The 26860-nt window shown below is 56.8% G+C and carries 28 protein-coding genes and 3 tRNA genes; 7 read left to right on the top strand and 24 right to left on the bottom strand.

Annotated elements, in window-relative coordinates; all coding sequences use genetic code 11:
* Positions 1-10: 10 nt before the first annotated feature.
* Positions 11-988 carry a phosphoserine phosphatase gene (gene serB / locus H0S68_RS02925; RefSeq protein ID WP_020825122.1) on the bottom strand — a complete coding sequence of 326 codons (978 nt, stop codon included), beginning with the start codon at positions 986-988 and terminating at the stop codon, positions 11-13.
* 104 nt (positions 989-1092) lie between these two features.
* Here serB and H0S68_RS02920 point away from each other — a divergent pair, with 104 nt between their 5' ends.
* Positions 1093-1779: a YtjB family periplasmic protein gene (locus H0S68_RS02920; RefSeq protein ID WP_048762896.1), complete on the top strand. Its 687-nt coding sequence runs from the start codon at positions 1093-1095 to the stop codon at positions 1777-1779.
* 111 nt (positions 1780-1890) lie between these two features.
* Here H0S68_RS02920 and H0S68_RS02915 read toward each other — a convergent pair whose 3' ends face one another.
* The 14 genes from H0S68_RS02915 to H0S68_RS02850 form a co-directional block, all read right to left on the bottom strand.
* On the bottom strand, positions 1891-2097 hold the full coding sequence (locus tag H0S68_RS02915) for a hypothetical protein (RefSeq protein WP_259218923.1): 207 nt from the start codon (positions 2095-2097) through the stop codon (positions 1891-1893).
* Between the two features lie 139 nt (positions 2098-2236).
* The gene (gene deoD / locus H0S68_RS02910) at positions 2237-2968 is read right to left on the bottom strand and encodes a purine-nucleoside phosphorylase (RefSeq protein WP_020825118.1); all 732 of its coding nucleotides are present in this window, start codon (positions 2966-2968) and stop codon (positions 2237-2239) included.
* Between the two features lie 111 nt (positions 2969-3079).
* Entirely contained in the window at positions 3080-4303 is a 1224-nt protein-coding gene (gene deoB, locus H0S68_RS02905) for a phosphopentomutase (RefSeq protein WP_020825117.1), read from the bottom strand.
* 69 nt (positions 4304-4372) lie between these two features.
* A complete protein-coding gene (deoA, locus tag H0S68_RS02900; protein WP_116691316.1) occupies positions 4373-5695 on the bottom strand; it encodes a thymidine phosphorylase in 1323 nt (440 codons plus the stop codon).
* 68 nt (positions 5696-5763) lie between these two features.
* Positions 5764-6543, bottom strand: a complete 780-nt coding sequence (gene deoC, locus H0S68_RS02895) for a deoxyribose-phosphate aldolase (RefSeq protein WP_142815995.1) — start codon at positions 6541-6543, stop codon at positions 5764-5766.
* Positions 6544-6909: 366 nt separating this feature from the next.
* The gene (locus H0S68_RS02890; protein WP_020825114.1) at positions 6910-8187 is read right to left on the bottom strand and encodes a NupC/NupG family nucleoside CNT transporter; all 1278 of its coding nucleotides are present in this window, start codon (positions 8185-8187) and stop codon (positions 6910-6912) included.
* Between the two features lie 195 nt (positions 8188-8382).
* On the bottom strand, positions 8383-9159 hold the full coding sequence (locus H0S68_RS02885) for a TatD family hydrolase (RefSeq protein WP_115060173.1): 777 nt from the start codon (positions 9157-9159) through the stop codon (positions 8383-8385).
* Positions 9156-10277, bottom strand: coding sequence for a patatin family protein (locus tag H0S68_RS02880; RefSeq protein WP_041414172.1), 1122 nt, complete (start codon positions 10275-10277; stop codon positions 9156-9158). The genes H0S68_RS02885 and H0S68_RS02880 overlap by 4 nt, the downstream gene beginning before the upstream one ends.
* Before the next feature lie 10 nt (positions 10278-10287).
* Entirely contained in the window at positions 10288-10473 is a 186-nt protein-coding gene (locus H0S68_RS02875) for a CsbD family protein (protein WP_020825111.1), read from the bottom strand.
* A gap of 325 nt (positions 10474-10798) precedes the next feature.
* A complete protein-coding gene (locus H0S68_RS02870) occupies positions 10799-10960 on the bottom strand; it encodes a DUF1328 domain-containing protein (RefSeq protein WP_004857650.1) in 162 nt (53 codons plus the stop codon).
* 155 nt (positions 10961-11115) lie between these two features.
* Positions 11116-11730, bottom strand: a complete 615-nt coding sequence (gene osmY / locus H0S68_RS02865; protein ID WP_020825110.1) for a molecular chaperone OsmY — start codon at positions 11728-11730, stop codon at positions 11116-11118.
* Positions 11731-12262: 532 nt separating this feature from the next.
* Entirely contained in the window at positions 12263-13852 is a 1590-nt protein-coding gene (prfC, locus tag H0S68_RS02860) for a peptide chain release factor 3 (RefSeq protein WP_020825109.1), read from the bottom strand.
* A 170-nt stretch (positions 13853-14022) separates the two neighbouring features.
* Positions 14023-14466 (bottom strand): ribosomal protein S18-alanine N-acetyltransferase, encoded by a 444-nt coding sequence (rimI, locus tag H0S68_RS02855; RefSeq protein ID WP_020825108.1) that lies wholly within the window; start codon positions 14464-14466, stop codon positions 14023-14025.
* Positions 14411-14848, bottom strand: coding sequence for a DNA polymerase III subunit psi (locus H0S68_RS02850; RefSeq protein WP_020825107.1), 438 nt, complete (start codon positions 14846-14848; stop codon positions 14411-14413). Before H0S68_RS02850 ends, rimI begins: the two co-directional genes overlap by 56 nt.
* A 281-nt stretch (positions 14849-15129) precedes the next feature.
* Between H0S68_RS02850 and rsmC the strand changes: the two genes are divergently transcribed.
* Positions 15130-16173 carry a 16S rRNA (guanine(1207)-N(2))-methyltransferase RsmC gene (gene rsmC, locus H0S68_RS02845; protein WP_046374563.1) on the top strand — a complete coding sequence of 348 codons (1044 nt, stop codon included), beginning with the start codon at positions 15130-15132 and terminating at the stop codon, positions 16171-16173.
* 61 nt (positions 16174-16234) lie between these two features.
* Here rsmC and H0S68_RS02840 read toward each other — a convergent pair whose 3' ends face one another.
* Positions 16235-17227: an aldo/keto reductase gene (locus H0S68_RS02840; protein WP_410529140.1), complete on the bottom strand. Its 993-nt coding sequence runs from the start codon at positions 17225-17227 to the stop codon at positions 16235-16237.
* A 132-nt stretch (positions 17228-17359) separates the two neighbouring features.
* On the opposite strand from H0S68_RS02840, the gene H0S68_RS02835 reads away from it, so the two are divergent.
* The 4 genes from H0S68_RS02835 to H0S68_RS02820 all read left to right on the top strand — a co-directional run bounded on the left by H0S68_RS02835 (position 17360) and on the right by H0S68_RS02820 (position 18715).
* On the top strand, positions 17360-18304 hold the full coding sequence (locus H0S68_RS02835) for a LysR family transcriptional regulator (protein ID WP_046374565.1): 945 nt from the start codon (positions 17360-17362) through the stop codon (positions 18302-18304).
* Positions 18305-18376: 72 nt separating this feature from the next.
* Positions 18377-18463, top strand: a tRNA-Leu gene (locus H0S68_RS02830).
* Positions 18464-18497: 34 nt separating this feature from the next.
* Positions 18498-18584: transfer RNA gene (locus H0S68_RS02825), tRNA-Leu, on the top strand.
* 44 nt (positions 18585-18628) lie between these two features.
* A tRNA-Leu gene (locus tag H0S68_RS02820) sits at positions 18629-18715 on the top strand.
* Between the two features lie 83 nt (positions 18716-18798).
* Here H0S68_RS02820 and H0S68_RS02815 read toward each other — a convergent pair.
* Positions 18799-19083, bottom strand: a complete 285-nt coding sequence (locus H0S68_RS02815; RefSeq protein ID WP_020825103.1) for a DUF1435 domain-containing protein — start codon at positions 19081-19083, stop codon at positions 18799-18801.
* 263 nt (positions 19084-19346) lie between these two features.
* Between H0S68_RS02815 and H0S68_RS02810 the strand changes: the two genes are divergently transcribed.
* Positions 19347-20420: a GGDEF domain-containing protein gene (locus H0S68_RS02810; RefSeq protein WP_410529139.1), complete on the top strand. Its 1074-nt coding sequence runs from the start codon at positions 19347-19349 to the stop codon at positions 20418-20420.
* A 17-nt stretch (positions 20421-20437) separates the two neighbouring features.
* Here the strand turns inward: H0S68_RS02810 and fucP are convergent, their stop codons facing one another.
* The 7 genes from fucP to H0S68_RS02775 form a co-directional block, all read right to left on the bottom strand.
* Entirely contained in the window at positions 20438-21667 is a 1230-nt protein-coding gene (gene fucP / locus H0S68_RS02805) for an L-fucose:H+ symporter permease (protein WP_048762889.1), read from the bottom strand.
* 27 nt (positions 21668-21694) lie between these two features.
* A complete protein-coding gene (locus H0S68_RS02800; protein WP_046374566.1) occupies positions 21695-22054 on the bottom strand; it encodes an L-rhamnose mutarotase in 360 nt (119 codons plus the stop codon).
* Complete coding sequence (locus H0S68_RS02795; protein ID WP_128865554.1) at positions 22051-22827, bottom strand: SDR family oxidoreductase; 777 nt, start codon at positions 22825-22827, stop codon at positions 22051-22053. Before H0S68_RS02795 ends, H0S68_RS02800 begins: the two co-directional genes overlap by 4 nt.
* On the bottom strand, positions 22805-23668 hold the full coding sequence (locus H0S68_RS02790; protein ID WP_410529138.1) for an amidohydrolase family protein: 864 nt from the start codon (positions 23666-23668) through the stop codon (positions 22805-22807). The genes H0S68_RS02795 and H0S68_RS02790 overlap by 23 nt, the downstream gene beginning before the upstream one ends.
* 14 nt (positions 23669-23682) lie before the next feature.
* On the bottom strand, positions 23683-24960 hold the full coding sequence (locus tag H0S68_RS02785; RefSeq protein WP_130016149.1) for an L-fuconate dehydratase: 1278 nt from the start codon (positions 24958-24960) through the stop codon (positions 23683-23685).
* 14 nt (positions 24961-24974) lie between these two features.
* Positions 24975-25820, bottom strand: coding sequence for a fumarylacetoacetate hydrolase family protein (locus H0S68_RS02780; RefSeq protein ID WP_128865551.1), 846 nt, complete (start codon positions 25818-25820; stop codon positions 24975-24977).
* Positions 25821-25989: 169 nt separating this feature from the next.
* A complete protein-coding gene (locus H0S68_RS02775) occupies positions 25990-26730 on the bottom strand; it encodes an SDR family oxidoreductase (RefSeq protein WP_020825095.1) in 741 nt (246 codons plus the stop codon).
* Positions 26731-26860: the final 130 nt, after the last annotated feature.

Raw genomic sequence — 26860 nt, 5'->3', positions numbered from 1 at the left:
GGGGCCTACTTTAGCGTACTTCGTGTTTCAGGCTGCCGGTCAACACGCACAGCACGCCCATAAGATCGGCATGGCGAATCGACACCTGCGCCTTCTCATACACTTTCGGTTTGGCGTGATAGGCAATGCCCAACCCGGCAACCTGCATCATTTTCAAATCGTTGGCGCCGTCGCCGATGGCGACAGTTTGCTGCGGTGGAATACCCAGTTTTTCCGCCAGCGCTACCAGCGTATCGGCTTTGAACTGCGCGTCCACCACCGGTCCCAGCACCTCGCCGGTCAGCTTGCCGTCGCGGATCTCCAGCTCGTTAGCCACCACCGCCACCAGCTTCAGTCTGTCACGCAGATACTCGGCATAGTAGGTGAAGCCGCCGGAGGCAATCGCCACGTGCCAGTCCATCGCCTGCAGCTTGCGCACCAGGTTGGTCAGCCCGGACATCAGCGGCAGCTCGTCACGCACCTGCTTGAGGATATTGGCATCGGCGCCTTTCAGCGTACCGACGCGCTGACGCAGGCTGGCGGTAAAGTCCAGCTCGCCTCGCATCGCGCGTTCGGTCACTTCCGACACCTGCTCACCGACGCCCGCCAGTTTGGCAATCTCGTCGATGCATTCAATTTCAATCGCGGTGGAGTCCATATCCATCACCAGCAACCCGGGGGTGCGCAGGTGGGGGATCTTGCCCAGCGGCGCCACGTCCAGCCCGCTCTCCGCCGCCAGCGTTTTGGCGCGTGCCGTCAGCGTGCCCGCCAGACGCACCACCTGATAATCCTCTACGCACCAGGCGGTGACGATCACCATCGCCGCGCCCAGCTTGCGCTGGAAATCGGTAATGCGCGTTTTGTTCAGTTCTCTGCCATATAATAGCCAACCGGTATGACCCGCCCGATAATCCAGCGGCATCACTTCGTCACCGCTCAGCGAAAGGGGAAGACCCGGCCATTGAGAGATCTCAGCCGGGAGATCGCAATAGGTCAGACTATTCGACATCCTTAACTCCTGAAAAAACACTGCATGATAAAACGACGCATCAAGCTATCCTATCGCCATTGCTTCTGGCAACATAAAGTGTCCAAGATGCCCAAGGAACCTGCATGGCCCGTGCTAAACTGAAATTCCGCCTGCACCGCACCGCTATTATCCTGATTTGCCTGGCTTTGCTGGTGCTGTTGATGCAGGGCGCTTCCTATTTTAGCCTGAGTCACCAATTGGCGCGATCCGAACAGGTGGAAGAACTGGCGCAAACGCTGACCAAACAGGTGGCATCCAGCCTGGCCCCCCTGATGGATGACGACAGCGACGTCGACAACCAACGCATCGACGCCATCCTCAAACAGCTCACCGACCACAGCCGCATTTTGGACGCCAGCGTCTATCAGTTGGACGGCTCCCTGGTTTCCCACGCCGGTGAGCAGATAAGTATACGCGATCGCCTGTCGCTTGACGGTAAACGCGCCGGCAGCTACTTCAATCATCAGCTGGTTGAACCCATTGAGAACAAAGACGGGCCGATCGGCTTTATCCGCATCACGCTGGACACCCACGTGCTGGCGACCGAATCCAAACAGGTGGATAACACCACCAACCTGCTGCGCCTGATGATTTTGCTGGCGCTGGCCATCGGCATCATCCTGGCCCGTACGCTGTTGCAGCACCGCCGCAGCCGTTGGCAGCAGTCCCCGTACCTGTTAACCGCCAACACGCCGTTGGAGGAAGGCAATACGGTGGAAGATGACGATGACGAAAAGCCGGAAGATAAGAAAGAAGAGAAGATGCCCTAGGCTTGCTTTAAGCCATGCGCTGGATGTGTTCATTCAACCCTTGAACCTGCATCAACATCTGGTCGGCAAGACTACGGAATGCCTCGCTGATCAACTCATGCTGTGCCCTGCTCATCCACCTGATAGAGTGGAAAATACGTCTCCCCCCACGGCCCTGCGCAAGGCATAGCGAGTGGCTCGGCCTTTACCCATAGTCAGCACAGCTTCCGCCAACGCATGGATACGGCGCGACAGCGTCGGTTGGCTGATACTCAGCGCATCGGTGAGTGCTTTCGACGCGGCGGGCCCCTTACGCAGAACTTGCTCGAGGCTGGTCATAGATGAATAGAGGAGTGAATAGATTGATGAATAGAGTAATAGCGCTAATTACCTATAAGGTAAAGCATTTCAAGAAAATGAGGGGAGCACGATGAATAGATTAGCTGGGGCGCAGCAGAACGCTGCGCCCGCAGTATGATTAGGCTTTGTCGCCCAGCAGCACAGATTCCAGCGCGATAATGATCATTTCATTAAAGGTGGTTTGACGCTCTGCAGCGGTGGTCGCTTCATGACGCAGAATGTGGTCGGAGACGGTACAAATGGTCAGTGCCTTGGAACCGAATTCTTCGAACAGCTCAGCCGCCACGCCGTAGATACCGGCCGCTTCCATTTCCACGCCCAGGATGCCGTACTTCTTCATCACCTGGAACATATCCGGATCTGGCGTATAGAACAGATCAGCGGAGAAGATGTTGCCCACACGCGCCGGGATACCCTGCGCTGCTGCCGCGTCTACGGCATTACGCACCATATCGAAGTCGGCGATTGCCGCGTAGTCGTGATCCTTGAAACGCAGACGGTTTACTTTGGAATCGGTGCAAGCACCCATACCAATCACCACGTCACGCAGTTTGATATCGTCACGCACCGCGCCGCAAGAACCCACACGGATGATTTTCTTCACGCCGAATTCGGCAATCAGTTCACGCGCATAGATGGAGCAGGATGGGATACCCATACCGTGGCCCATTACGGAGATTCTGCGGCCCTTGTAGGTACCGGTGAAACCCAGCATGCCACGCACGTTGTTCACTTCCACCGCGCCTTCCAGGAAAGTTTCCGCAATGTATTTTGCACGCAGCGGATCGCCCGGCATCAGTACTACGTCAGCGAAATCACCCATTTCAGCATTAATGTGCGGCGTAGCCATAATTATCTTCCTTCAGAAATCATATTTAATAAAAACATCAAACATCTAAGCCTTGAATTTCGAGTTGCAGCTAGGCGCGTAGCAACAACGCTGCGGCTTGAAATACGGGGCTTAGAGCATGGATTTACCGTAATCCATCGGTGACACGCCAAAGTAGCTGGCTACGGTCTGGCCGATGTCGGCGAAGGTTTCACGGTGGCCCAACGAACCCGGTTTCACTTTCGGACCGTAAATCAGGACCGGAATGTGCTCACGGGTGTGGTCGGTGCCCGGCCAGGTCGGGTCGCAGCCGTGGTCAGCGGTGAAGATAATGATATCTTCATCTTTCACCAGTTTCAGCAGCTCCGGCAGACGGCGGTCGAACAGCTCCAGCGCAGCGGCATAGCCCGCAACGTCGCGGCGGTGGCCGTAAGAGGAGTCAAAATCAACGAAGTTGGTGAACACGATAGTGTTGTCACCGGCTTTTTCCATTTCGGTCACGGTTGCGTCGAACAGCGCGTCGATGCCGGTAGCCTTGACCTTTTTGGTGATGCCCACGTTGGCGTAGATATCGGCAATTTTACCGATCGACACCACTTCGCCGCCCTTCTCGTCCACCAGCTTTTTCAGCACGGTTGGCGCCGGTGGCTCTACGGCCAGATCGTGACGGTTACCGGTACGCTGGAAATTGCCCGGCTTGTCGCCCAGGAATGGACGAGCGATCACGCGGCCAATGTTGTAACCGCCTTCGGTCAGCTCTTCACGGGCGATTTCACAGAGTTCATACAGACGATCCAGGCCGAAGGTCTCTTCGTGGCAGGCGATCTGGAATACCGAGTCGGCAGAGGTGTAGAAAATCGGCTTGCCGGTTTTCATGTGCTCTTCGCCCAGTTGGTCGAGGATCACGGTGCCGGATGAGTGGCAGTTACCGAGGTAGCCCGGCAGGTTAGCGCGCTCGACCAGCTTGTCCAGCAGCTCCTGCGGGAAGCTGTTGTGTTCGTCGCTGAAATAGCCCCAATCGAACAGTACCGGCACGCCGGCGATTTCCCAGTGGCCTGACGGCGTATCTTTACCGGAAGAGAGTTCGCTGGCGTAAGCATAGGCGCCGATGATGTCCGCATTGCGATCCAACCCTTGCGGGAAGGTGCCGGTGGATTCTTCCGCGGCCTTGCCCAGGCCCAGACGGCTCAGGTTAGGCAGCGTCAACGGGCCCTGACGACCAACGTTGGCTTCACCGCGCGCGCAGACCTCGGCGATGTGACCCAGAGTGTCGGAACCCTTGTCGCCAAAACGCTCGGCATCTTCGCTCGCGCCAATACCGAATGAGTCTAATACCATAATAAATGTACGTTTCATCATGCTCTCCTGCGTGTTCTCACGCTGTGGGCGACAGCGAATAGGCCGCTGCCGCTCCTGATTCGTTAATTATTCCGTGATGCGCTTATAGACTACTGGCGTCACTTCCGGCGCTTTGTCGCTCAGCACCATCGCACTGCGTACCGCTTCGGCCGCCTGCTGCCAAGTCTCTTCGTCGTTGGCATGGATCACCGCCAGCGGCTGCTGGGTATCCACTTTGTCGCCCAGGCGCGCCATATCAGTCAGGCCCACGCTGTAGTCGATGCTGTCGGTTGCACGGCGACGACCGCCGCCCAGGGACACCACCGCCATGCCCAATGCACGGGTATCCATTGCACTGATGATACCTTTTTTCTCAGCGTAAACCGGCTTGCTGAGGGTTGCGGCAGGCAGATAGCTGTCGTAGCGCTCGACGAAATCGGTCGGGCCCTGCTGTGCGGCGACCATACGGCCAAACACTTCTGCCGCTTTACCATTGTCCAGCACTGCCTGCAGTTTGGCACGCGCATCGGCATCATCTTTCGCCAGGCCACCGGAAAGCAGCATTTCCACGCACAGCGCCATCGTCACTTCCAGCAGGCGCGGGTTGCGGTATTCGCCGGTCAGGAAGCGCACGGCTTCGCGAACTTCCACGGCGTTACCGGCGCTGGAGGCCAGCACCTGGTTCATGTCGGTCAGCAGCGCGGTGGTTTTGCAGCCGGCGCCGTTGGCTACGCCAACAATCGCCTGCGCCAAATCGGCCGACAGTGCGTAGGTTGGCATAAAGGCACCGGAACCGACTTTGACGTCCATCACCAACGCATCCAGGCCTTCCGCCAGCTTCTTCGCCAGAATAGAGGCGGTGATCAGCGGAATGGAATCTACGGTAGCAGTGATATCACGGGTCGCGTAGAAGCGTTTGTCCGCCGGTGCCAGCGAGCTGGTTTGGCCGATAATCGCCACGCCCACGTCCTGAATAATTTTGCGGAAGGCATTGTCGTCCGGGAAGATATTAAAGCCCGGGATCGCTTCCAGCTTGTCCAGCGTACCGCCGGTATGGCCCAAACCACGGCCTGAGATCATCGGCACATAGCCGCCGCAAGCCGCCACCATCGGGCCCAGCATCAGCGAAGTGACATCGCCCACGCCGCCGGTGGAGTGCTTGTCGACCAGTGGCCCGTTCAGTGACAGGCTTTTCCAGTCCAGCACGGTACCGGAATCACGCATTGCCATGGTCAGCGCCACGCGCTCCGGCATGGTCATATCGTGGAAATAAATGGTCATCGCCAGCGCGGCAATTTGACCTTCTGAAACGACGTTGTCACGGATACCATTGATGAAAAAGCGAATTTCTGCTTCGCTCAACGGCTGACCGTCACGTTTCTTACGGATAATTTCTTGGGCCAGGAACAAAGCGTCCCCCTGTTTTAGCTAGAGTAGAGTGCAGGCCGGCGATTATCTCGCCTTGCCGACGTAATCGTTCAGTAACCGCTGCCGGACTGCCCGGCACTGTGGCCCAGCGTCGTCAGCAGGCTGGCTAACAGACTGGAAGCCCCGAAGCGGAAATGACGCGCATCGGCCCAACCTTCGCCCAGAATACGATCGGCAAGTTGCAGATAATGCAGCGCGTCTTCCGCTGTGCGTACGCCACCGGCCGGCTTGAAGCCCACCGTTTTGGCAACGCCAAGATCGCGGATCACCGACATCATCAGCTCGGCGCTTTCGAGCGTCGCGTTGACCGGCACTTTACCGGTAGAGGTTTTGATAAAGTCAGCGCCGGCGTTGATGGCGATTTCCGATGCTTTACGGATCAGGCTGGCCTGCTTGAGCTCACCGGTTTCAATGATCACTTTCAACAGCACGTTGGCGGCCTGGCAAGCCTGCTTGCACTGTTTGACCAGTTCATAACCCACCTGCTCATTACCGGCGATCAGCGCGCGGTAAGGGAACACCACGTCCACCTCATCGGCGCCATAGGCGATAGCCGCGCGCGTTTCCGCCAGCGCGATTTCAATATCGTCGTTGCCATGCGGGAAATTGGTGACGGTCGCAATGCGGATGTCCGGCGTCCCCTGCTCACGCAGAGCCTTGCGCGCCACCGGGATAAAACGCGGGTAAATACAGATGGCCGCCGTATGGCCGGCCGGGCTATTGGCCTGACGACACAGCGCGATCACTTTTTCATCGGTGTCATCGTCGTTCAGCGTGGTCAAATCCATTAAGGTCAGCGCACGTTGCGCTGCTGCGGTTAATTCGGTCATAAAACTCTCCAACTGAGTACCTGGGTGTTGGCGAGCGGACTTGGTTCCTTGAAGATAGCGCTGGGGAACGGGTTCCCACCGCGGCAACTGAGATCCTTCTCACCGCACATAACCCTTCGCATCGCGCAGGGTCAGTAATAGCTATTTGAACACGATCGCCGGGGGCAATTCGCGCTCAGGGTCACACTATATGAAATAACACTGTAACAGGCCGGAATTATATGTGAAGAACATCACAAAATAACGCGATATCGTTCACAAATTCGCTAAAGAAACGGACGCGGGCACGGCACGCTGCGCCCGTCTTAGAGTATAGGCGGTGTCCTGCAATAGGGCTCGCGGCGCTATCACAGGACAGAACCGGGGTTACAGCGCCAGGAAGAACCCGGCGATGGTCGCACTCATCAGGTTGGAGAGCGTACCCGCAGCCACGGCTTTCAGGCCGAAGCGCGCGATGTCATGACGACGGTTCGGCGCCATGCTGCCCAGACCACCGAGCAGGATCGCCACCGACGACAGGTTGGCAAAGCCGCACAGCGCAAAGGAGATGATCGCCTTGGTGTGCGCCGACAGCACCTGCAGCCCTTCTGCCGCCACCACGTCGTCCGGACGCAGGTAAGCACCGAAGTTCATGTAGGCGACGAATTCGTTAACGATAATCTTCTGGCCAATAAACGATCCGGCCGCCATCGCTTCATGCCAAGGTACGCCGATCAGGAAGGCGATCGGTGAGAATACCCAGCCAAGTATCAGTTCCAGCGACAGCTGCGGATAATCGAACCAGCCGCCGATACCGCCAAGAATGCCGTTCAGCAAAGCGATCAACGCGATAAACGCCAACAGCATCGCGCCGACGTTCAGCGCCAGCTGCATGCCGGAAGCCGCACCTGAAGCTGCCGCATCGATCACGTTGGCCGGGCGTTCATCTTCTGCGATCAACTTCATCGCGTCGTCTTTATCGTGGGTTTTTTCGGTTTCCGGCACCATCAGCTTGGCGAACAGCAAGCCACCCGGAGCAGCCATAAATGAAGCGGCGATCAGATATTCCAGCGGCACCCCCATCTGGGCATAACCTGCCAATACGGAACCGGCTACCGAGGCCAGGCCACCGCACATCACGGTAAACAGCTCAGACTGGGTCATGGTAGCGATATACGGGCGCACCACCAGCGGGGCCTCGGTTTGGCCGACGAAAATATTAGCGGTCGCCGACAGTGATTCGGTCCGTGAGGTACCCAGCAGCTTTTGCAAGCCACCGCCCAACACGCGGATCACCAATTGCATGATACCGAGGTAATACAGTACCGCAATCAGCGAGGAGAAGAACACGATCACCGGCAGTACGCGCAGCGCGAACACAAAACCGCCGCCGCCGAAGACTTCAAACATCTTGTCGGAAACCAGGCCACCGAAGATGAAGGAGATCCCCTGGTTGCCGTAGGCGATCACGTTAGCCACGCCCGCCGACATGCCGCCGAGAATCGCGCGACCAACTGGAACGTACAGCACCAGCGCGCCGATGGCGACCTGAAGAACAAATGCCCAAATAACGGTGCGCAGGTTAATCGCGCGGCGGTTGCTGGAGAGCAGCACCGCAATGGCGATCAGCACCGCCATGCCGACCAGGCTCATGATGAGTTGCATGCAAAGTATCCCTGTTGCGAAAAAGAAATGCATCCCTGTCAGAGAGGAACACGGGGTTGCTTTAGAGTAATTTCGGGGAGCGATTATACGGAGCGAGGTACCCCTCGTACCGATTTATGTCACAAATGCATACAACAGGAAGCAAATGAAAATCTTATAACGTGAGCATCATCACAGTTATGGCGGGTTAGACACCTAAAGGGTAAACAGGGCGTGAGTGTTGTGTTGCAACTGGGCGGCAATATCCTCGGCTGACTCGGGGCGCAAGCGGCACAGTTCCTGGAAAACTTCGGCGGCACGTTCAGGGCGGTTGGGCTGCCCCTGGTAACCGGCCAGCGGCATGTCCGGCGCATCGGTTTCCAACAGCAAGGAGGTCAACGGCAATTGAGCCATCACGCTACGGGTTTTCTGCGCCCGCTCATAGCTGATGGTGCCCCCCACGCCAATGTAATAGCCCAGGCGTATAAACGCCTGCGCCTGCGACAGGCTACCGGCAAAACCATGTACGACGCCACGGCGTGGCACTTCGCTACGACGCAGCATTGCCGCCAGCTGATCGTGGCTGCGGCGGGAATGCAGGATCACCGGCAGATCGTGTTCTTTAGCCAGTTTCAACTGGGCCTTCAATACCCGCTGTTGCCGTTCGAACTGCGGGTTCTCCATATACAGATCCAGACCAATCTCCCCCACCGCCACCAGCTTCTGAGGTCGGCTGGCCAGAAAACCCGCCAACTGTTCAAGCTCCGCTTCCTGATGCTGGGCAATATACAGCGGGTGCAGCCCGAGGGCTGCGAACAACGGCGGATAGTCGCGCGCCAGTTTTACCACCCGCGCAAAGCGGTCGGCGGTCACCGTCGGCACGATAATTCGCCGTACGCCCGCCCGTTCGGCCAACGCCAGGCTTTCAAGCTCCTGTCCGCTGAACGGTGGGAAATCGAAGTGGCAGTGGGTATCGGTGAAATCTGGGGTCACAGCAACCCCCCTTCACCCGGGGGTACGTCACCCGGCAGAATAATTTCTCTCGCGGCCAGATTGGGCTCCGGCTGCGTGGAAAGTTCGCGCGGGTGTGCCACGTCGGTGATGATCGGCGAAGGCATAACGACATTCTCAGGCTGGATCAAACGGCGCGACAGTGCTTTCTTCACCTTCATACCGTCCAGTTTGTCCTGCTCGACCAGCCAGTGCCCGACGGTCGCCAGGAAATAGCGCCCGCAGCGACGCCCCAGATGATAATCCTGATTGAGCGAGGTCAGCCGGCTGCCCAAGGCATTGCTGGCCAGCGGCTTCGGCGGGAAAATTTCAAAGATGCGCAGCTTGCCGGGCGGCTTCTCAATGAATTGCTGAATGCGGTGATAGCTTTGTTCGTGGTGTTGAAGGATGCGCACCATCTGCTGCAGGCTGCTTTCGCTCAGCCAGTGCTCCATGCGCTTCATCCACTGCGGGGTGTAATACATCTGCGAAGGCACGGTACGGATCACCACGATAGTGTCCGCGCCGCGTCGGTAGGCCTCTTCGACTGGGATCGCATCGCTGATGCCACCGTCCTGATAGCTGACGCCGTCCAAATCCACGCCCATACGGTAAAAACCCGGAATGGCGCTGGATGCCTTGATCGCCGGCAACCAGCTGGCACGCTGCGCCGGCAGGTAAGTGGGTTCAAAGTCATCGCTGCGGCAGGCGCACATCAGGAATTCACGGCCATCGATCAGGTGTTTTTCCGCCACGTCCATTGCCAGCGGCAGCTGTTGCGACGTGGTGTCGATCAGCCAGTCGAGATCGATCAAATGCCCGCCACGCACAAAGCGCAGCGGGTTAAAGAATTCAGCGGAGGTGGTGTAACGGGTGATCACCCGTCGCGCATAGCCCATCTGGCCACAAATAAAGGCCGAGAGATTTTGCGCGCCGGCAGAAGTGCCGATCATCAGATCAAAAGGATTAAAGCGGGCACGCTGAAACTCGTCCAGCACGCCGGCGGTAAAAATGCCGCGCTGCCCGCCCCCTTCACATACCAGCGCCATTTTGCCGGGCCGGTAAGGTTTATACGCCAGCGGTTCTATATTGCCGAGCGTGATGGGTATTCTGTATCCCAACCCTGCATCCTCAGTGAGACGTTTTACCCGAGGATACCTCGTCTTGCTCTCTTCCGTAATCCTCTTGCAGTATGCCAGAGAGGCAGTCATTGCTTCCCATCAGCCAGATGCAGTCATTGTCGGACCACTCCGCCAATGCCTGACACACCCGGCCCTTCAACTGTTTCCAGCGTCCGAGGATGATGTCGCTATTCATGACTGACCTCCCTGGGGTGAGAAAAGGAATTAAGCTTTGTTACACTTTGAGAGAAACAAGGCTGTGTCCCGTAATAGTGCGTGAGCTCCGCTGGCGGTCATTTGGACGCGCAACAAGGCACGGGTCGTGAGGTTTGGTGGGCCAAATAAACGGCTCGTAACACAGGGGCGCGTTCAAATGGCCCCAGCCCTTCGGGTCGCGCCCCAAAAAGCCCGTACTCCGCGTTGTCGGGCTTGAACGTAGGCCCACTATGCTCATCACCCTCCGCCTTGATTACGGGCTTTTTGGGTCTGCGACGGCGCCACGACCTATTGCGGGACGCAGCCTATGGACGTCGGCGGCCGGTAAACAGGCTGACCAGGAACAGAATGATCCCCACGACGAAGACGATTTTTGCAGCCCATGCGGCGGTACCCGCCAGAGAGCCGAAACCTAACGCAGCAGCAATCAGTGCGATGACTAAAAAGATAATGCCCCAACGAAACATAAGCTTCTCCTTACCATAGTGAAAAAACACATCGCAACCTGTGCCCTTTTCAGGCTCATCCAGGTTGCCGGTCAGTTTCTTTTTTTGATGGTGCTTCCTGGGTTAACCTTTCAGCCAACCCAGGATTTGGTGCTTATTGTTGCTCGTACTAAAACTTACGGCTTAACTACCAGGTCGTTTTTAACGCTTTTCACGCCGTCGATCGCTTTGGCGATGCTTTCTGCACGCTCAGACTGGGCCTGAGTTTTCACTTCACCGGAAAGCTGTACCACACCATCAGTGGTTTCCACTTTCACGTTGCGTGAAGGCACGATGTCATCGGCCAGCAGTTTGGCTTTCAGTTCACTGGTGGTCGCAGTGTCACCGGCATAAGCCTTCACGGACTGTTTGCTTTCGTCTTTCACGTGCAGCTTGTCGCTGACGGATTTGACGCCTTCCACTTTACCGGCCACTTCAACCGCATGTTCGGCCTGCGCCTGGCTGCCGACAAAACCGCTCAGGGTGACGGTACCTTTTTCCGTTTTCACCGAGATATCGCTGCTGGTAATGGTTTTGTCATCCACCAGCGCACTTTTAACTTTAGCCGTTGTTGCGCTGTCATCCATGTAGCCGTCAACTTTTTTCATGGAGCTATCGATTTTGGCACCCGCGCTATCAGCGGCACTCGACGCTTTGTTGAGCAGCGTATCTTCAGCCAGCGCGCTGCCACTAACCAGAACGGAACCCAAAACAACAGCCATCAGTGATTGTGCAAATTTAGTATTTTTCATCGATCTCTTCCTTTGGTTATGGATCCAAAATGATTGCGGACCCTTCAGTCGCCATAACGCGACTCACTCAGTGAATACTTCACGATTTCTATACGTTCAAACATTCACGCTAAGACGATTGTTGCCACACCAGGAATATTGCAACGGCTGTGCCAACTTTAAAAAATCATTAAAAATCAATAACAAAATAAAAGTTGATTAATAATCGAACTAAAAACTGTCGCCTATTGACGACAACACCTGTCCGTTAAATCAAGGTTATAGCTATGTTATTGATATTAATAACATCACACTGTCTCTTATTGGCAACACTACCGAATAACTCGCTATTATCGCGGCAAAAAATAGTGAATTACGCTTACTGGCTAAATGATGCCCTATTAAATATAGACCATATGACAGAAAAAACAGGAAAGACCGGGCAAATGCTGGCGGATGCGAGGGAGACGAAACTGGTGAAGGAGATTTATTAATTAGCAGAATGGGGAGACGCAATATAACACAGGGCGCCCTAAGGCGCCCTGCTGTTCTGTTAGTGCTCGCGCGTTTTGCGGAACACCACTTCCGGATAGCGTTCCTGCGTCAGATTCAGGTTAACCATGGTAGGCGCGATGTAAGACAGGTTGTCCCCGCCGTCCAACGCCAGGTTAAGCTCGTTCTTACGCTTGAACTCCTCGAATTTCTTCACGTCGCTGCATTCCACCCAGCGCGCCGTAGAGACGTTGACCGACTCGTACAAGGCTTCGACGTTGTATTCGCTTTTCAGACGCGCAACTACCACGTCAAACTGCAGCACACCCACCGCGCCCACGATCAAGTCGTTGTTGGCGATTGGACGGAAGACCTGTACCGCCCCTTCTTCGGACAGCTGAACCAGACCCTTCAGCAGCTGTTTTTGCTTCAACGGATCGCGCAGACGAATACGGCGGAACAGCTCCGGTGCGAAGTTCGGGATACCGGTAAACTTCATGTCTTCACCCTGGGTGAAGGTATCGCCGATCTGAATGGTGCCGTGGTTATGCAGGCCAATGATATCGCCCGGATAGGCTTCTTCCACGTGCGAACGGTCGCCCGCCATAAAGGTCAGCGCGTCGGATATCACCACATCTTTACCGGTGCGTACCTGGCGCAGCTTCATGCCTTTCTCATAACGACCAGACACCACGCGCATAAAGGCCACGCGGTCGCGGTGTTTTGGATCCATATTGGCCTGGATCTTGAACACGAAACCGGTGAATTTCTCTTCCGCAGCCACCACTTTACGGGTGTTGCTATCGCGCGGCATCGGCGCCGGCGCCCAGGCGACCAGACCGTCGAGCATGTGATCCACGCCGAAGTTACCCAGCGCGGTACCGAAGAAGACCGGGGTCAAATCGCCGCTCAGGAAGGCCTCATGATCGAACTCGTGCGAAGCGCCTTGCACCAGCTCCAGCTCTTCACGAAGCTGCGCGGCCAGATCTTCGCCCACCGCGGCGTCCAGCTCTGGGTTATCCAGGCCTTTGACAATGCGTACTTCCTGAATGGTGTGGCCTTTACCGGTCTGGTAGAGGTAGGTTTCATCCTTGTACAGATGATAAACCCCTTTAAACAACTTGCCGCAGCCGATAGGCCAGGTGATAGGCGAGCAGGCAATTTTCAGCTCACGCTCGACTTCGTCCATCACTTCCATCGGATCGCGGATATCGCGGTCCAATTTGTTCATAAAGGTTAGGATCGGCGTATCGCGCAGACGGGTTACTTCCATCAGCTTACGGGTACGATCTTCAACCCCTTTCGCGGCGTCGATCACCATCAGGCAGCAGTCGACGGCGGTCAGGGTACGATAAGTATCTTCGGAGAAGTCTTCGTGCCCTGGGGTATCCAGCAGGTTAACCAGGCATTCGCGATACGGGAACTGCATCACCGAGGTGGTGATTGAGATACCACGTTGCTTTTCCATTTCCATCCAGTCGGATTTGGCGTGCTGGTTTGAGCCACGGCCTTTTACCGTACCGGCGGTTTGGATCGCCTGTCCGAACAGCAACACCTTTTCGGTAATGGTGGTTTTACCGGCATCGGGGTGCGAGATGATGGCGAAAGTTCTTCTTTTCGAGACTTCGCGGGCAAATTCACTAGGAGACATGTTTTTCAGATTCTACAGTTAGTCCGCCCTGCGAAAGCATCAGAACGCGCCGCGCACGGCGCCAGGCAAAGCGGTAAATAAAAGATAATAGCCGGGCATTTTCGCTGATTTGTCAACCGGTGACAATCAATGCTTTTCCCGGCGGGAAGAAGTTAAAACCAAGACACCGGCTAAGCCAGCGGCAGTGCCATGACGATGGCGTCTTCACGCCCATTGGCGCTCGGATAGTAATTACGGCGGACGGTCACTTCGTTAAAGCCGAGATCTTCATACAACGCAATCGCCGCACGGTTGGAGGCGCGCACTTCCAGCCACAACGTGACCACGCCACGGGTTTCCAACTGTGCAATCAAGGCTTCCAGCAACTGACGGCCAAAGCCGCGACGCTGCCAGTCGGGGTGAATGGCGATGTTGAACAGCGTGGCCTCATCCAGCACGATCTGGGTAATGGCAAAGCCCGCCATCTGCCCGTCGGCGTCCAGTTTCAGGTTAAGATAACGATCGCCCTGATTGCTGGAAAAAGTGGCTTGCGTCCAGGGAAAGGCGTGACTGGCTTGCTCAATCTTGAAGGCCGTGGCCAGATCGGCCGCGGTCAGGGTAGAAATACTGTTCATGATGACAAATCTGCTGCCAGAGTGCGCGTTTGGCACCCGCATCGAGAGAAAGCTCGGCCAGCGCCGGGCTGTGTAGCTGTGCGCCGGCCACCGCGAGCGGCTCCGCAACGCCCAACCGCCAACTGTTGCATTCGGTATCTTCAGGCAGCATCGCCACCTGATCCGGCGTCAGGCCGTAGGTTTGCGCCGGGGTCAACCCCAGGCTGCGCAACACGTCGCAAAACAGCGGATCGTTATGCTCAGGCAGTGCCTGCGCTACGATCAGCAAACGCACTTCGGGCGGCAGGCTGACCGCTACTTCGCCCTGCAACACGCCCGGGCGGCGCAATGTCCACTGCGTAATACCCAGTTGTTGTAACAGCCAGTCGCGTTTTGATGCCATGCCGATTCCTGTCAGGATCTACCCGTTGTGGTGCGCCATGCCTGCCATGCGCCGCGCTATGCTAACAAACCCGCGCGGACTGCGCCAACATCCCCTTCATCTTTCAGGCTGCAGCGGCGTTGGCTTCCCTCGCTCATCCCAGCCACGGAGTTATCTCAGCTCCCGGGAACTCTCTCGATCCCCGCCTTGCTGGAGCCAGAAAGCTATTGGGCATAAACCCGTCGAACATATCGCCACAAAGCTCTATAATCCCCGGTCTAATTTCTAGGAGCCAAAACCTGATGTCTGCATTAACCCCCGCCAGTGAAGTCATGCTGCGCCACAGTGATGAGTTTATCGAACGCCGCGTTCTGTTTGCCGGTGACCTGCAGGACGCCCTGCCGGCCCAATTCGAGGCCGCGGATGTGCGTGTCCATACCCAGCAGTACCATCACTGGCAGTTACTGAACCGGGCGATGGGCGAAAACGTGCAGTTCGGGCTGACCGTAGACGCTGCGTTTGTCGCCGAGTGCGATACGTTGATCTACTATTGGCCGAAGAGCAAACAGGAAGCGCAATTCCAACTGTGCAACATTCTGGCGCTGCTGCCGGTCGGCGCAGAAGTGTTCGTGGTCGGTGAAAACCGCAGCGGCGTGCGCAGTGCCGACCAGATGGTGGAAGACTATGCCACACTGGTGAAAATCGACAGCGCCCGCCGCTGTGGCCTGTATCACGGCCGTCTGGATACGCAGACCGAATTCAACCTGGAAGACTGGTGGGAAAGCTATCAGCTGCACGATCTGGAAGTGAAAACCCTGCCGGGCGTGTTCAGCCGCGACGGGCTGGACGTTGGCAGCTCACTGCTGCTGTCGACCCTGGAAAAACACATGAAAGGCAAGGTGCTGGACGTAGGCTGCGGTGCTGGCGTGATGGCTTCCGTGCTGTCCAAACTGTCGCCGAAGATGAAGCTGACCCTCAGCGACGTTAACGCCGCCGCCGTGGAATCCAGCCGGGCTACGCTTGCCGCCAACGGCATTGAAGGCGAAGTGATCGTCAGTAACGTCTATTCCGACATTACCGGCCGTTTCGACCTGATCATTTCCAACCCGCCATTCCATGATGGCCTGCAAACCAGCCTGACCGCAGCAGAAACCCTGATCCGCGGGGCGTTGAAGCACCTGCCGATCGGCGGCCGTCTGCGCATCGTGGCCAACGCCTTCCTGCCGTATCCGGACATCCTGGACGCCACCTTCGGCAGCCATGAAGTGCTGGCACAAAATGGTCGCTTCAAGGTGTATCAGGCGACCGTAGCCCGTGCACCGCGCGATACCAAGAAAAAGAAGTAACGGCGACCCGCTAACGCGTCTCCGTATCAGGGCGCAGCGTTTAGACGCTGCGCCCTTTTTATTAGCCGTTGATATAGGTCATCGACTCTGCACCGTAGCGTGCCCCTGCCGCGGCCTGCAGGGGGAACACCGCCTCAATGGCCGCCAGTTCGGCAGCGCTGAGCGTCAATTCGGCCGCGGCGATATTCTCTTCCAGATAGCGACGGCGTTTGGTGCCAGGGATCGGGACAATGTGCTCACCCTGCGCCAACACCCAGGCTAACGCCAACTGCGACGGCGCAACGCCTTTCTGCTTAGCCAGCTCGGTCACTTTTTCCACCAGCGCCAGATTGCGCGCAAAGTTTTCCCCCTGAAAACGCGGGTTGCTGCGACGGAAATCGTCAGCGTCCAGATCTTCTGGCCGTTGGATCGCTCCGGTCAGAAAACCGCGCCCCAGCGGGCTATAGGGAACAAACCCAATCCCCAGGCGTTCACAGGCCGCCAATACGCCCTGCTCGGCATCGCGTGTCCACAATGAATACTCAGTTTGCAGCGCCGTAATCGGGTGGACTTTATACGCTCGCTCCAGCGTGGCGACCGAAGCTTCGCTCAGCCCGATATAACGGATTTTTCCTTCGCTAATCAGGTCCGCCATCGTACCTACCACCTCTTCAATCGACACTTCAGGATCGACGCGGTGCTGGTAATAAAGATCAATCACCTCGACCCCGAGACGCTTCAGGCTGCCCTCCACCGATCGGCGGATGTACTCCGGTCGGCTGCTGACGCCCCGCGCTGCAGGGTTGGCAGGATCGCGCACAATGCCAAACTTGGTGGCCAGAAAGACCTGCTGCCGCTTGCCCTTGATCGCTTTGCCAATCAGCTGTTCATTGGTGTGTGGGCCGTACATGTCGGCGGTATCCAGCAGAGTGACGCCCAACTCCAGCGCACGGTGCAGCGTGGCGATAGCTTCTTGTTCATCGTGAGCGGTCGAATAAAAATCACTCATCCCCATGCAGCCCAACCCCAGAGCGGAAACCAGCGGGCCAGTGGGACCTAATTTGCGTTGTTGCATTGTGTTGCCCTCTTGCGGTTTTTATCAGCGAAGATGCTGATGCAACAGAGTCTGGTTGTTTCGCCTAAAAAGATAAATAATGCAGATTGCTCATCACTGTTCATAAATCACTAACAATACGGAGCGGGCAAGATGGACCAGATCCAGGCCATGCGCATTTTTACCCGTATCGTCGAACTGGGCAGTTTCAGCCGGGCGGCGGAACGCCTGCAGTTACCCCGCGCCACGGTCAGCAATGCCGTTAAGCGGCTGGAGCAGCGCCTCGGTGTGCGCCTGCTGCTGCGCACCACCCGTCAGGTACAGGTGACCAGCGAAGGCACCCTCTATTACCAGCGTTGCGTACAGTTGCTGGGCGCGCTGGAAGAGGCGGACACCTTGTTCAGCCACCAAAAACTGCAGCCTTCCGGCAAAGTGCGTATCGATATGCCCCATTCGCTGGCGCGCGAAATCGTTATTCCGGCATTGGATGACTTTTACCGGCGCTACCCGGATCTGACCCTGGCATTGGGTGCCAACGACACCCACGTGGATTTACTGCGTGATGGAGTAGACTGCGTGCTGCGTGCCTGGGAAACCGAAGATGACAGCCTGGTGGCACGCCGCATTGCCATGTTGCCACAGCTGACCTGCGCCTCCCCTGCCTACCTGGCTGCGTTCGGCGTGCCGCAGTCGATTGACCAGCTACAGCAGCACCAGGCGGTAGGTTATTTTTCCCTCACCAGCAACCGGGATTATCCGCTGGAGTTTTGCCGCAACGGCAAAGTGGAATTGCGCGAATTGCCCGCCAAACTGAGCGTCAGCGGGGCTGATGCCTACACCAGCGGCTGCCGCGCCGGCATGGGGCTGATACAGGCAGCGCATTATTCGCTGGCACCCTGGCTGCAGAAAGGAGAATTGGTCGAAGTGTTGGCAGAAACCCCGCCACCGCCGATGCCCATTTACGTCATGTATCCCCCCGGCCGTTTCCTTGCGCCACGGGTCAGGGTGTTGATTGACTGGCTGATTTGGCTGTTTGAACGCTATCAGTCACCCAAAACGGACGTTTTTCCAGCAAACGCCCGCAAACAGGGGAAATAACTATTGACGTACCCGCCAAAATCTCTAGAATTCGCCTCCGTGGTAACGTTACTCCGGTAATGTATCTGGTATGCGAAGGTGGCGGAATTGGTAGACGCGCTAGCTTCAGGTGTTAGTGTCCTTACGGACGTGAGGGTTCAAGTCCCTCTCTTCGCACCAAATAACCACATGATTTATATTGCACAGCATCAATGCGAAGGTGGCGGAATTGGTAGACGCGCTAGCTTCAGGTGTTAGTGTTCTTACGGACGTGAGGGTTCAAGTCCCTCTCTTCGCACCAAGCTGGTGATATAAATCGAAAGCAAAACAAAGATTATCGGCTGTGCGAAGGTGGCGGAATTGGTAGACGCGCTAGCTTCAGGTGTTAGTGTTCTTACGGACGTGAGGGTTCAAGTCCCTCTCTTCGCACCAATCGATAAATCTCTTCGGAACCCCCCCAAAGCTATTCCCAATCGAAACGATAACCAACACGCGATAGCGTGATTTTTGCGTTTTTATCCCAGATTGAAATTCAGGCTGATCGCCGCCAATCCCCCAGCCAATGCCATACAGGAAGGCAGCAGCAGGTAATGCCGCCAGCGGCTGTTGAACAACATCACCAGCGTCGCCAGCATGGCGATCACAATCAGCGTACGCAGTTGCATCATATCCAGGTTGATCAATGCCAGTAACGGCATTAAAGCGCAGGGCAACAAAACGCCCCAGGCGCTGGCCAGCCGATTGCCCAGGCACCAACTGACGCCCCACAACCCACACGCGGTAATCATGGCTGCAATCATGATAACCCTACCCCTCAAGTGATAATGATAACCAATATCATATAACACTTTTTTTCACTGCGCATCATTTTCGCCGCAACCACCAAACGCGGATGACATAACGGTGTAAAAATGATAGTTTGCCATAAGAAAATTCTTAGTCTTATTCGCATGTTAATAATCACAATCAACAACCATACAATGCGAATGTTTAATTCACGCCGATAGAATTTTTCGCCACCTTAATTTTTCGACAGATCGATATTGTGAAGAGTGAACTCCGTATGAACGCGCGTTCTTATCAGGAACTGCTGAACAGCAAACACCGCTTATCATTATTTTTATTTTTGTTAATGAACGCGGCCTCTTCCATATTTACATTATTGGTCCCATTTAATGACAAGCCAGCTTTTACCCTACCTTTATTAGGTATACCGATATTTTGTCTGGTGGCGCTGTTATTTACCTTGCAGTCTCCACGGTTATACGTCAAAAAATTGAATCTATTTTCCTGCGTGCTTGACCTGCTGTGGGCTGCCCATATTTACTTTAAAAGTCAGTACTGTGCGCCGAACAACCAAAGTTTTCTATTAATTAGTCTGTTCAGTATGTTTTTTATCAGCGCCATTGCCTTAACCGATAACTTTATCGCTTTTTGCCTGCACGCCGTGCCTTCCGCCCTGGTTATTCTATTACTGGACGGTATGCACAATACCACCAGGATCGTATTCACCACGGTATTGCCGATTATCGCATTCTCTATTCATCATCTGATGCTCAAACGCAGCGAACTTTTTACCCAAACGCTGGTAGCCAATCTGTATAACGAACGGGACCGGTTCAGCAATTTGAGCATGATCGATCCCTTAACCGGGCTTTATAACCGCCGGGGACTGGAAAATAAAATCAATATGCTGACGGTACCGCCGTCGGGTTGTCATTTCGTGGTGTTACTCGATATCGACCATTTCAAGGCTTATAACGATAACTATGGTCATACCATGGGCGATCAGGCGCTGGTGCAGGTTGCCATCACCATCCGCGATTCGGTGCGTTCTCGCGATATTGTGGTGCGCTACGGCGGGGAAGAGTTTCTGGTGCTGCTGACCAACGTCAGCGAGGATTATGCCACCCAGTTGGCCGAACGGGTGCGGCTGCGGGTGCAGGGATTAAAAATTCCCCATCGCTTCAACCAGTTGGAAAGCACCACTGTGACGCTCAGCGCCGGGATCTCCGCCTTGGACAAGCTTGACGTGTCCTCGGCGATCCGTGCGGCCGATGCCGCCTTGTATCAGGCGAAAAACAACGGCCGCAATAATATTCAGTTGGCGCCTAGCGTGCAGCCCGCCGCTGTCTGAGCCGGCGGGCCAGACTTTTAGCGGCGGCGCTGCTGCAAACCGTAAACAAACACCACGCCGAAGCACAACAGCGGCAGCACATACGACAGTGCCGTACTGTATTTGTCCGCCAGCGCCCCCATAAAGTAAGGCATGATGGCCCCCCCGACGATCGCCATGATCATAAAGGAGCTGGCACGCTTGGTGTGTTTGCCCATGTTTTTCACCCCCAGGGCGAAAATGGTCGGGAACATGATCGACATAAAGAAGAACACCGCGATCAATGCCACCACCGAGACCCCATCCAGGCTGAGCATCACCACGCCACACAGCGCAATGTTAATCAGCGAGTAGATCATCAGCAACGTGGCCGGCTTGACCCGGCCCATCAGCCAGGTGCTGAAGAAGCGCCCGACCATAAAGCAAATCATGGCGATAGAAAGCAAGTAGGACGCACTTTGGTTGGACACTTCGTTCCAGTGTTCGGTGGCGTAGTTGATAAAGAATGCACCGACGCCCACTTGGGCTGCCACATAGAAGAACTGGGTGATCACCCCGCCAACAAAGTGTTTGTGCTGCCATAGCCCCTGAACGATTTCACCGTGTTCCGGTTGCTCTTCCTCACGAATGTCCGGCAGCCGAGTGCGGCCGAACAAAAAGGCAATCAGCAGCACCAGCACGGCGATCGCCACATAGGTCATCTTCACCGCGCTCTGGTCACCGCTGCTCGCCCCTTGGGTGGCAGAGAAAAACAGCGTGCCGCCGATCATCGGGCCGATAAACTGCCCCAGACCGTTAAACGACTGGGAAAGGTTCAGCCGCCGTTCGGCCCCCTTCGCGTCGCCCAGTACCGTGGCATAAGGGTTGGCCGCCGTTTCCAGGCAGCCCAGCCCACAGGCAATGACAAACAGCGCGAACAGGAACATGGCGAAGCTGTTGGCGGATGCCGCCGGCACAAACAGCAACGCCCCCAGCGCATACAGGCACAATCCGACCAAAATTCCGGCCTTGTACCCTTTCTTATCCATAAAATAGCCGGCGGGCAGCGCCACCAGGAAGTAGGCACCGAAATATGCCGCCTGCAATAATCCCGACTGCGCCTTGGTAACGTGCAATGTCTCCTGGAAGTGTTTGTTTAATACGTCCAACAGGCCATACGACAGCCCCCACATAAAGAACAGGCTGGTGACCAGAATAAAAGCCCAGCGCAGGTTGGCGGTTGACTTGACGCCCAGCTGTGGCGGGGCCGCACTTTTTTCAGCAAGCATTGATATATCCTCGGTAGGGTAGCGATGTTATTGTTTTTGCAAAGAAAATATCTGCTCCATCTCCACCCATTTTTCGCCTTTCGGCGTCCAGGGGGTGGCGACCTGGTATTGCCACATCAGGGCTTCCCAGCGCTGCACGTGGGGGTTGCTCAGGCCGGCGGCGGCAAACCGCGCGGCATCGAACTCGGTACTAACGTCAACAATCATGAACAGCCGGGTGCCCAGTCGATAAATCTCCATATCCAAAATGCCGTGCTCCCGCAGATGAGCGGCAATCTCCGGCCAGATACGCTGGTGATGGTGCAGGTACTCCTCGATCAGCGCCGGTGAGTCGACCAGATCGAGCGCCTGACAAAAGCGCCGTCCCCTGTCCGCCGCGCCACTCATGTGATCGCCCGATCAAGATGCAGATAACCGCCATCCACCGACAGCCATTGCCCGGTGGTGTGCGACGAACGCGATGAAATCAAAAACACCACGGTGTTGGCGATTTCCTGCGGCGTGGTCATCCGATGTTCGAGAGGAATGCGTGCGGTAATTTTCTCGAGCTGCTGTTCCGGCTGCTCGAAGGTACTGATCCAGCGCTGATACTGCGGTGTGATCACCTCCGCCGGAACCACCGCATTCACCCGTACGCCTTCATGGCGCAGCGACACCGCCCACTCGCGGGTCAACGCCAGCACGGCGCCCTTGGCGGCGGTATAACCGCTGGTGCCGCCCTGCCCGCTCAGGGCCGTCTTGGAAGCGATGTTGACGATGGCACCCTTGCTGTTTTGCAGCGCCGACTGACACAGGTGCGCCATCAGGTAGTAATGGATCAGGTTTTTCTCCAGCGATCCGACAAAGGCCTCGCGGCCGGCCTCCAACCCCACGCCATCGTTAACACCGGCGTTATTCACCAGCGCATCGATGCGGCCGAAGGTCTCTTGCGTTTGTGCCACCGCCCGTCGACAATCCTGCTCTTCGCATAAGTCGGTGATGATCACCGCACTCTGCGGCTGCAACCGCCGTAGCTGCGCCAGAAACTCCGCCTCTGGCGCAGCGTTGGTGACAATCACCGGGATCGCCCCTTCCTCCGCCAGCAGCAGGGTGATGGCCGCACCGATGCCGGAACCGCCGCCGGTGACGATCACCACCTTATCTTTCAGATACAGATCCATAACCAGACTCCGTTAAGCCATAAATTCGGCAGGCGGTGCCGCCCCAAATCTCCGCCTGTTGCGAAGGACTCAGCGTGGCGATCGCCTGCTCACTCAGTTGATAAACCTGACCATAGTCCCCGGCCAGCAGGCACACCGGCCAGTCGGAACCGAACATCAGCCGCTGCGGGCCGAATGCCTCCAGCGCCGCATCAAAAAACGGCAGCAGATGCGATGCCTGCCACCGGCCACCGGGCACCTCGGTGATAAGCCCCGACAGTTTGCAGACCACATGGCCCAATGCCGCCAACGGCTTGATTTGCTGTGCCCAGTGCTTTGCGCCCAAAGCGATATCCGGTTTACCGAGATGGTCCAATACCAACCAGTAGTCGTCATGTTCAGCGGCAAACTGCGCCGCCGCCGTCAAGTGCCGGTGGGTGACCAACATGTCGTAGACGTAGCCCTGCCGCTGCAGCATCTGCATGCCGCGCCGCACTTCCGGCCGCGCCAGCCAGGCGTCCGGCTGCGATTCATCCTGCACCAGATGGCGCAGGCCACGCAGCAGAGGCTGCTGCCGCCATTCATCAAGCCGCTGCGCCAGCTGCGGCGCAGTGATGTCCAGCCAGCCCACTACCCCGCAGACGCCACGGCTCTGCTGCACCTGTGTCAACAGTTCCTGTGTTTCCTGCTCGCCGTGGCGGGCCTGCACCACCAGCGCGCCGTCAAAACCGTGGTGTTGCAGCAACGGATCAAGCTGCGCCGGACCAAAGTCCTGCTGCAGCACCGCCATCTGCTCGCTGATCCACGGGTAGCGTTGCGGATGGTATTGCCAGTAATGTTGGTGGGCATCGATGCGCAGCATGGGCTGTTTCCCGTTCAACCGCGGAACCGATACTGTTCGAGCGATGACGCGTGCATCTCGATCGAGTAACCCGGATGACGTGGCGGCATATAGGCCGCCCCCTTGACGTCGCAAGGGTGAACAAAGTGTTCATGTAAGTGATCGACGTATTCGATCACCCGTCCTTCGTGGGTACCGGCAATGCACAGGTAGTCGATCATCGACAGATGCTGAACGTATTCACACAGCCCCACACCTCCGGCATGCGGACACACCGGGAGGTTGTATTTGGCCGCCATCAGCATCACCGCCAGCACTTCATTGACGCCCCCCAGGCGACAGGCGTCGATCTGCACTACGTCAATCGCTTCGCGCATGATGAACTGCTTGAACATAATGCGGTTTTGGCACATCTCGCCGGTGGCAACCTTGACCGGATGAACCCCGTCGCGAATGCGACGGTGCCCTTCGACATCATCCGGGCTGGTGGGCTCTTCGATAAACCAGGGCTTGGCGAATGCCAGATGTTTCACCCAAGGGATGGCGTCGTTGACCTCCCAGACCTGGTTGGCGTCGATCATCAGTTGACGATCGGGGCCGATGACCTCGCGAGCAATGCGCACGCGGCGGATATCGTCTTCCAGATCGCGCCCCACCTTCAGCTTCAGGTAGGAGAAACCGGCATCGACCGCTTCCTGACACAGCCGACGCAGCTTGTCGTCCGGGTAGCCCAGCCACCCGGCGGAGGTGGTGTAACAGGGGTAGCCTTCCTCCAGCAGCCGTTCCAGACGCTGCTCTTTACCCTGCGCCCGCTGTTTGAGCAGCGTGAGCGCCTCCTGCGGCGTAATGCAGTCGGTGATGTAGCGAAAATCGATGCAGCGCACCAGTTCCTCTGGCGTCATCTCCGCCACCAGCCGCCACACCGGCTTCCCCTCGGCTTTGGCCCACAGATCCCAAACCGCGTTGATCACCGCGCCGGTCGCCAGGTGGATCGCCCCCTTGTCCGGCCCGATCCAACGCAGCTGGCTGTCGCTGGTAAAACGACGCCAAAAGGCCCCCATATCGGCGGCGATCTCTTCCAGATTGACACCGACGATCTGGTGCTCCAGCGCGCGGATCGCCGCGCAGCAGATCTCATTGCCGCGGCCAATGGTAAAAGTCAGCCCGTGGCCGCTCAGATCGGCGCGATCGGTCTCCAGGATCACATAAGCGGCGGAGTAGTCGGGATCCGGATTCATCGCATCGGATCCGTCCAGCGCCAGTGAAGTCGGGAAGCGAATATCTTCCACCCGCAGTGCGGTAATCGTTGTCATGGCAATGCTCCCCATCAGGCCTGTACGGTTGTTTGACGCTGTTCACCCAATCCCTCAATACCCAGCCGCATCGTCTGCCCGGCTTTCAGGTAGAGAGCCGTGGGTTTCTGCCCCATGCCGACGCCCGGCGGCGTACCGGTCGAGATCACATCGCCCGGTTGCAGGCTCATAAAACGGCTCAGGTAACTGATAATTTGCGGAATGCGGAAGATCATGGTGCTGGTGTTGCCGTCCTGATAACGCTTGCCGTCCACCTCCAGCCACAGATTCAGGCTATGAGGATCGGCAATTTCGTCGGCGGTCACCAGCCAGGGGCCGGTGGGGCCAAAGGTGTCGCAGCCTTTGCCTTTGTCCCAGGTACCGCCGCGTTCAATCTGGAATTCACGCTCCGAGACGTCGTTAATCACGCAGTAACCGGCGACGTGGCGCATCGCGTCCTGTTCGCTGATATAGCGTCCGCCCTGGCCAATAATCACGCCCAGCTCCACTTCCCAGTCCGTTTTAAGCGAGTCACGCGGGATTTGTACCTCATCGTTCGGCCCGACCACCGCGCTGGTCCATTTGTTGAACACTACCGGCTCGGAGGGGATCGCCGCGCCGGTTTCCGCCGCATGGTCGGCATAATTGAGGCCAATGCAGATAAATTTGCCGATGTGGCCCACGCACGGCCCCAGTCGCGGTTGTCCTTCCACCCGCGGCAGTTGGTTGATGTCCAGCGCACGCAGTTTGTCCAAGGCCGCCGGCAGCAACGCATCTCCACTCAGGTCGGCAATATGCTGCGACAGATCGCGGATCTGCCCGTGCGGATCCAATATTCCTGGGCGTTCCTGTCCCGGTGCGCCGTAACGTAAAAGTTTCATGATGTCCTCACTCTAAAAATGTTCCAAAGGGATGAGTCAGCAGGTGTCATGAGCGCAGGCAGTTTGAGTGTGGACAGCGCACAGGACCCGGAGCGTACACAGAGTACGTGAGGAGTCCGAGCACTGCCCAAGCTCAAAATGGCAAGCGTAATAGCCTGATGGCCATTCCTCAGTTGCTCCAGCCGCCATCGATAATCTGTACCGTCCCTGTGGTGTAGGAGCTGGCGTCAGAGGCCAGATACAGCGCCAATTGGGCGATCTCGCCGGTGGTGCCGATACGGCCAATCGGTTGACGAGCCACAAACGCCTGGTACACCTCTTCTTCGCTGCGTCCCTGCTCACGCGCCTGCTCGGCGATGCGCTGCCGCAGCGAAGGCGACTCCACCGTACCGGGGCAAATGGCGTTGCAACGGATGCCCTGAGTGACGTAATCCGCCGCCACCGAACGCGTTAGGCCGATTACCGCCGCCTTGGTGGCGCTGTAGGCAAAGCGGTTAGGCACTCCTTTCACGCTGGAAGCCACCGAGGACATATTGATAATCGACCCGTTTTTTCGCGCCAGCATGCCGGGCAGAAAGGCGCGGATCATGCGGTACATCGCGGTCACATTCAGATCCAGCGCAAATGCCCACTGATCCTCACTGCACTCCAGGATTGATCCGCTGTGTACCACGCCGGCGCAGTTGAACAGCACGTCGATCGGACCAAGGCTTTCCGCCGCTGCCGCAATCGCCGCGGCATCGGTGACGTTAAGCGTCATTGGCTCGATGCCGGGCAAACCCTGCAGTTGCTCGGTGTTGATGTCGGTGGCAATGACTTGCGCACCTGCCTCAGCAAAAAGTTTGGCGGTACTGAAGCCAATCCCCTGGCCGGCGGCGGTGATCAGCACGCGTTTTCCGGTTAAATTCATTTTCGCTCCCTTGGCTTAAAGGTCTAATGGTCAGGCCACTCAGGGCAATTAAAGGTCAGGCCTTTAACATGACAAAAGACGCTTTACGCGTTATGGTTTGGTGAGAATGTTATGAGATACACTTGAAACA

Origin of the sequence: Serratia sp. AXJ-M, from assembly GCF_046531865.1 — a bacterium.
Lineage (GTDB): Bacteria > Pseudomonadota > Gammaproteobacteria > Enterobacterales > Enterobacteriaceae > Serratia > Serratia liquefaciens.
Note: the sequence above shows the minus strand (reverse complement) of the source record. Positions and strands in the feature narration are given on the sequence as shown.

Excerpts from the sequence above, each read along its gene's own strand:
- H0S68_RS02775 (WP_020825095.1), bottom strand. The coding sequence starts at position 26,730 with ATGAATTTAACCGGAAAACGCGTGCTGATCACCGCCGCCGGCCAGGGG.
- serB (WP_020825122.1), bottom strand. The coding sequence starts at position 988 with ATGTCGAATAGTCTGACCTATTGCGATCTCCCGGCTGAGATCTCTCAA.
- rimI (WP_020825108.1), bottom strand. The coding sequence starts at position 14,466 with ATGAACAGTATTTCTACCCTGACCGCGGCCGATCTGGCCACGGCCTTC.
- H0S68_RS02810 (WP_410529139.1), top strand. The coding sequence starts at position 19,347 with ATGAACGCGCGTTCTTATCAGGAACTGCTGAACAGCAAACACCGCTTA.
- deoC (WP_142815995.1), bottom strand. The coding sequence starts at position 6,543 with ATGACCGAATTAACCGCAGCAGCGCAACGTGCGCTGACCTTAATGGAT.
- H0S68_RS02890 (WP_020825114.1), bottom strand. The coding sequence starts at position 8,187 with ATGCAACTCATCATGAGCCTGGTCGGCATGGCGGTGCTGATCGCCATT.
- H0S68_RS02795 (WP_128865554.1), bottom strand. The coding sequence starts at position 22,827 with ATGGATCTGTATCTGAAAGATAAGGTGGTGATCGTCACCGGCGGCGGT.
- H0S68_RS02835 (WP_046374565.1), top strand. The coding sequence starts at position 17,360 with ATGGACCAGATCCAGGCCATGCGCATTTTTACCCGTATCGTCGAACTG.
- H0S68_RS02915 (WP_259218923.1), bottom strand. The coding sequence starts at position 2,097 with ATGACCAGCCTCGAGCAAGTTCTGCGTAAGGGGCCCGCCGCGTCGAAA.
- rsmC (WP_046374563.1), top strand. The coding sequence starts at position 15,130 with ATGTCTGCATTAACCCCCGCCAGTGAAGTCATGCTGCGCCACAGTGAT.
- H0S68_RS02800 (WP_046374566.1), bottom strand. The coding sequence starts at position 22,054 with ATGAGTGGCGCGGCGGACAGGGGACGGCGCTTTTGTCAGGCGCTCGAT.
- H0S68_RS02785 (WP_130016149.1), bottom strand. The coding sequence starts at position 24,960 with ATGACAACGATTACCGCACTGCGGGTGGAAGATATTCGCTTCCCGACT.
- H0S68_RS02875 (WP_020825111.1), bottom strand. The coding sequence starts at position 10,473 with ATGAATAGCGACATCATCCTCGGACGCTGGAAACAGTTGAAGGGCCGG.
- H0S68_RS02790 (WP_410529138.1), bottom strand. The coding sequence starts at position 23,668 with ATGCTGCGCATCGATGCCCACCAACATTACTGGCAATACCATCCGCAA.
- H0S68_RS02850 (WP_020825107.1), bottom strand. The coding sequence starts at position 14,848 with ATGGCATCAAAACGCGACTGGCTGTTACAACAACTGGGTATTACGCAG.
- osmY (WP_020825110.1), bottom strand. The coding sequence starts at position 11,730 with ATGAAAAATACTAAATTTGCACAATCACTGATGGCTGTTGTTTTGGGT.
- H0S68_RS02920 (WP_048762896.1), top strand. The coding sequence starts at position 1,093 with ATGGCCCGTGCTAAACTGAAATTCCGCCTGCACCGCACCGCTATTATC.
- H0S68_RS02815 (WP_020825103.1), bottom strand. The coding sequence starts at position 19,083 with ATGATTGCAGCCATGATTACCGCGTGTGGGTTGTGGGGCGTCAGTTGG.
- prfC (WP_020825109.1), bottom strand. The coding sequence starts at position 13,852 with ATGTCTCCTAGTGAATTTGCCCGCGAAGTCTCGAAAAGAAGAACTTTC.
- H0S68_RS02780 (WP_128865551.1), bottom strand. The coding sequence starts at position 25,820 with ATGAAACTTTTACGTTACGGCGCACCGGGACAGGAACGCCCAGGAATA.
- H0S68_RS02870 (WP_004857650.1), bottom strand. The coding sequence starts at position 10,960 with ATGTTTCGTTGGGGCATTATCTTTTTAGTCATCGCACTGATTGCTGCT.
- deoD (WP_020825118.1), bottom strand. The coding sequence starts at position 2,968 with ATGGCTACGCCGCACATTAATGCTGAAATGGGTGATTTCGCTGACGTA.
- deoB (WP_020825117.1), bottom strand. The coding sequence starts at position 4,303 with ATGAAACGTACATTTATTATGGTATTAGACTCATTCGGTATTGGCGCG.
- fucP (WP_048762889.1), bottom strand. The coding sequence starts at position 21,667 with ATGCTTGCTGAAAAAAGTGCGGCCCCGCCACAGCTGGGCGTCAAGTCA.
- H0S68_RS02840 (WP_410529140.1), bottom strand. The coding sequence starts at position 17,227 with ATGCAACAACGCAAATTAGGTCCCACTGGCCCGCTGGTTTCCGCTCTG.